We start from the raw sequence: 3,930 nt of genomic DNA, 5'->3' as shown, positions 1-3,930 counted from the left end.
CTTCCATTGAAACCCATTTCTCTTCAATCATATCATCCCTCCAAAAACATCATTTTATTTTAGCTCATTTACCAGTAGAATTCAAGTGAATTTATAGCTAACGTCTACTATTTATGTAGCTTTACAATAGATGTGAGACCTCAGGTATAGAAAAAAGCGATTGAGTCCGTTAGAATGGTTTTACCACAAAATCAACTAACGAAAGGACTTTCAATCGCTCATGAACAGTATAACACATTCTCAACGATATCTGCCACATACTATCGATACCAGATTCTATGCTGTAAAGCTATACCGTGGTGGTAGCTCTGTACAATTTGTCTGCCGAAAATACCATATATCAAAAGCTTCTCTGATGCGCTGGAACAAACGATTTGACGGAAGCAGAGACTCTCTTAGAGATAAGTCTCATCGACCAATCAGCACTCATCCAAGCGCTCATACGGATATGGAACTCAAGTGGATCAATGATCTGCACCGCAGAAATCCTCATATCTCCATATGTGAGATGTATGGCAAGCTTCGCTCACAAAAGAATTACTCAAGGCACCCCGGTTCCCTTTATAGGGTATACAAGGCTCTTGGCTTTTCCTCTAAGGCTCCTTCAACAAAGAAGAAACGTAAACCACAGAAATATCACACGCCTGAATCATTAGGTATAAAATGGCAGCTTGATGTCAAATATGTTCCAAGGGCCTGTTATGTCGGTGAAATACCTGATAAGTTCTATCAATATACGATGATTGATGAAGCATCAAGACAACGATTCATTTATCCATATCGTGAACAGAGCAGCTACAGTACAATTGACTTTGTAAAACGTGCAATAGCCTACTTTGGGTATAAGCCTAAAATCATCCAAACTGATAATGGTTTTGAATTTACATATCCCAGAGATTGTAGCCGTATACATCCGTTTGATCGCTTTTGTGAAAGCATAGGAATTGACCACAAACTTATTCGTCCAAGAACTCCATGGCACAATGGAAAGGTTGAACGCAGCCACAGAAACGATCAGGAGCGATTCTATAACTTTCTAAGTTTCTACTCTTTCAAGGATCTGAAAGAGCAGATGTACAGATATATGCGTCGCTCAAATCGAATTCCTATGGCTGTACTCGGCTGGATATCTCCTATTGAGAGACGTTCACAACTCGAGGCGCAGCTTATCACTCACTTTGGTAAAACAATTCAATGATATCATATGGCTTTTTACTTTTTACAGATTTGGTCTCACATCATTGACTAATGCACAATAACCTGTGTTAGTTTTACTGAATTTAAAAGAAATTTTTGTAATTATAATGTGTAGAAGGAGAAAAATTAAGATGAAGAAAATCGCAATCTTAACAAGTGGAGGAGATTCACAGGGGATGAATACAGCGATAAGAGCTGTCACTAAAGCTGCTATAAACAAAGGAATGGAAGTTTATGGTATAAGAAGAGGATACAAAGGTATGCTTGAAGATCAGATTTTTCCATTGACATTGTTAGATGTAAGTGGAATTGCTGATAAAGGAGGAACAATTTTGCTATCAGCAAGATTGCCAGAATTTAAGGATCCTGAAGTTAGAGCAAAAGCGGCGGCTAATTTAAAAAAATATGGAATTGACGGATTAGTTGTAATCGGTGGAGATGGATCATTCCATGGGGCACACTATTTGTATGAGGAACATGGTATAAAAACAATTGGAATACCTGGAACAATTGATAATGACGTAGCTGGAACTGACTATACAGTTGGTTACGACACAGCATTAAATATAATTTTAGATGCTATTTCTAAATTAAAAGATACAGCAACTTCACACGAAAGAACATACTTGGTTGAAGTAATGGGAAGAAACTGTGGAGATTTGGCTCTTTATTCTGCAATAGCAGGAGGAGCAAGTGGAGTAATGATTCCTGAAGCTCAAAGTTCTATTGATAAAATCGCTGAAGTAATTAAAAAAAGACGTGCGGAAGGTAAATTGTACGATATAATAGTAGTTGCAGAAGGTGTCGGAAATATTATGGACATTAAGGATGAATTAGCTAAAAAAATTGATACAAATATAAGAGTTACAATTTTAGGACATATCCAAAGAGGTGGAGCACCAACAGCATTTGATAGAATATTAGCAACAAGATTAGGAGTAAAAGCGGTTGAGCTTATCGAAGAAGGAAAAGGTGGATTAATGGTTGGAATCCAAAGTGAAGAAGTAACAACTCATAAATTATCTTACGCTTGGGAAAATTATTCTAAAACATCTGCTTCTGATTATGCAATCGCAAATATGTTATCACTATAATTGTTAAAGTCTTTTTTAGATTTAACAGTTTAAAAAATAAATGAATATTTCTTACGGAAGTAAGAATTCATTGATAAAATAAGGCAATGAAATTTTAAATATCAAATTTTAGGAGGAAAAATGAAAATTAAAATGACTAAAGTTGTTTGTACTATCGGTCCAAAAACTGAAAGTGTTGAAATGTTGACAAAATTAGTAGAAAGCGGAATGAACGTAATGAGATTGAACTTTTCTCATGGTGATTTCGAAGAACATGGAGCTAGAATTAAAAATATTAGAGAAGTAATGAAAAAAACAGGTAAGGAAATAGGAATTTTATTAGATACTAAAGGACCTGAAATCAGAACTGGAAAATTAGAAGATGGAAAAGACGTATTATTAGAAACTGGTAAAAAAGTAACTATTACTACTGATTACTCTTTCGTTGGAAATGCTGAAAAATTTGCAGTTTCTTATCCTGGAATTGTTGATGACTTGTATGAAGGAACAACAGTATTATTAGATGACGGTTTAGTTGGATTAAAAGTTGAAAGCGTTGATAAAGCAGCTGGAGAAGTTCACTGTGTTGTTACAAATACTGGAGAACTAGGAGAAACTAAAGGTGTAAACTTGCCGGATGTTTCAGTTGGATTACCAGCATTAGCTGAAAAAGATATTGCTGATTTGAAATTTGGTTGTGAACAAGGTGTTGACTTTGTAGCAGCATCATTCATAAGAAAAGCATCTGACGTTGCTGAAGTAAGAAAAGTATTGGATGACAACGGTGGAAAAAATATTCAAATTATTTCAAAAATTGAAAGCCAAGAAGGTGTTGATAACTTCGATGAAATCTTGGAATTAAGTGATGCAATCATGGTTGCCAGAGGAGATTTAGGAGTAGAAGTGCCTGCTGAAGAAGTTCCATTTATGCAAAAAATGATGATTAGAAAATGTAATAAAGTTGGAAAACCAGTTATTACTGCAACACAAATGTTAGACTCAATGATTAGAAACCCACGTCCTACAAGAGCAGAAGCAGGAGACGTTGCTAACGCTATCTTAGACGGTACAGATGCAGTTATGTTATCAGGAGAATCTGCAAAAGGTAAATATCCAGTAGAAGCTGTTAAAATGATGGCTACTATTTCAAAAAGAACAGATGAATTTAAGAAATTTAAAACAGTTGAAACTCCAGACGGATCAGAAATTTCTGTTACAGAAGCAATTTCAAGTGGTGCAGTAAGCACTTCGCAAGCATTAGATGCTAAATTAATCGTATGTTGGACAAAAACTGGTAGAGCAGCAAGAATGATTAGAAAATATGGACCGGTTGTACCAATTATTGCTTTGACAGACAATGACCAAACTGCTAGACAGTTAGCATTAGTAAGGGGAGTTAGAGCTTACGTAGAAAAAGGATTGGATAAAACAGATGATTTCTTTGCAAGAGCAAGAGAAATTGCTGCTAATCATGAAGAAGCTAACAAAGGTGATTTAGTAGTAATGGTAACAGGAATCTCTAAAGAAGGAACAACTAATACATTCAGAGTAGAAAGAGTTGGAGAATAATTAAAAATCTTATTATTTAACCACATCACACACAATAAGCAATTATAAATATTTTATGAGGGAAACGGTCTTATGCCTTTTCCCTTTATTT

3 protein-coding genes are annotated in these 3,930 nt (G+C 35.3%); all 3 read left to right on the top strand.

Translation table 11 applies throughout. The features are described 5' to 3' along the window. Positions 1–220 precede the first annotated feature (220 nt). The 3 genes from Q0370_RS06205 (at position 221) to pykF (ending at position 3,839) form a co-directional block, all read left to right on the top strand. Positions 221–1,198, top strand: coding sequence for a DDE-type integrase/transposase/recombinase (locus Q0370_RS06205; protein WP_299573504.1), 978 nt, complete (start codon positions 221–223; stop codon positions 1,196–1,198). A 130-nt stretch (positions 1,199–1,328) separates the two neighbouring features. Further along, positions 1,329–2,291 (top strand): 6-phosphofructokinase, encoded by a 963-nt coding sequence (gene pfkA, locus Q0370_RS06200; RefSeq protein ID WP_299573501.1) that lies wholly within the window; start codon positions 1,329–1,331, stop codon positions 2,289–2,291. 120 nt (positions 2,292–2,411) lie between these two features. Continuing rightward, positions 2,412–3,839: a pyruvate kinase PykF gene (gene pykF / locus Q0370_RS06195; protein ID WP_299573498.1), complete on the top strand. Its 1,428-nt coding sequence runs from the start codon at positions 2,412–2,414 to the stop codon at positions 3,837–3,839. The last annotated feature ends 91 nt before the right edge of the window (positions 3,840–3,930 follow it).

It is taken from the genome of uncultured Leptotrichia sp. (genome assembly GCF_938036635.1).
GTDB classification, from domain to species: Bacteria; Fusobacteriota; Fusobacteriia; order Fusobacteriales; family Leptotrichiaceae; genus Leptotrichia; species Leptotrichia hongkongensis.
The sequence above is the reverse complement of the archived record's forward strand: the minus strand, read 5'-3'. Positions and strand labels throughout refer to the sequence as shown.

Excerpts from the sequence above, each read along its gene's own strand:
- Q0370_RS06205 (WP_299573504.1), top strand. The coding sequence starts at position 221 with ATGAACAGTATAACACATTCTCAACGATATCTGCCACATACTATCGAT.
- pfkA (WP_299573501.1), top strand. The coding sequence starts at position 1,329 with ATGAAGAAAATCGCAATCTTAACAAGTGGAGGAGATTCACAGGGGATG.
- pykF (WP_299573498.1), top strand. The coding sequence starts at position 2,412 with ATGAAAATTAAAATGACTAAAGTTGTTTGTACTATCGGTCCAAAAACT.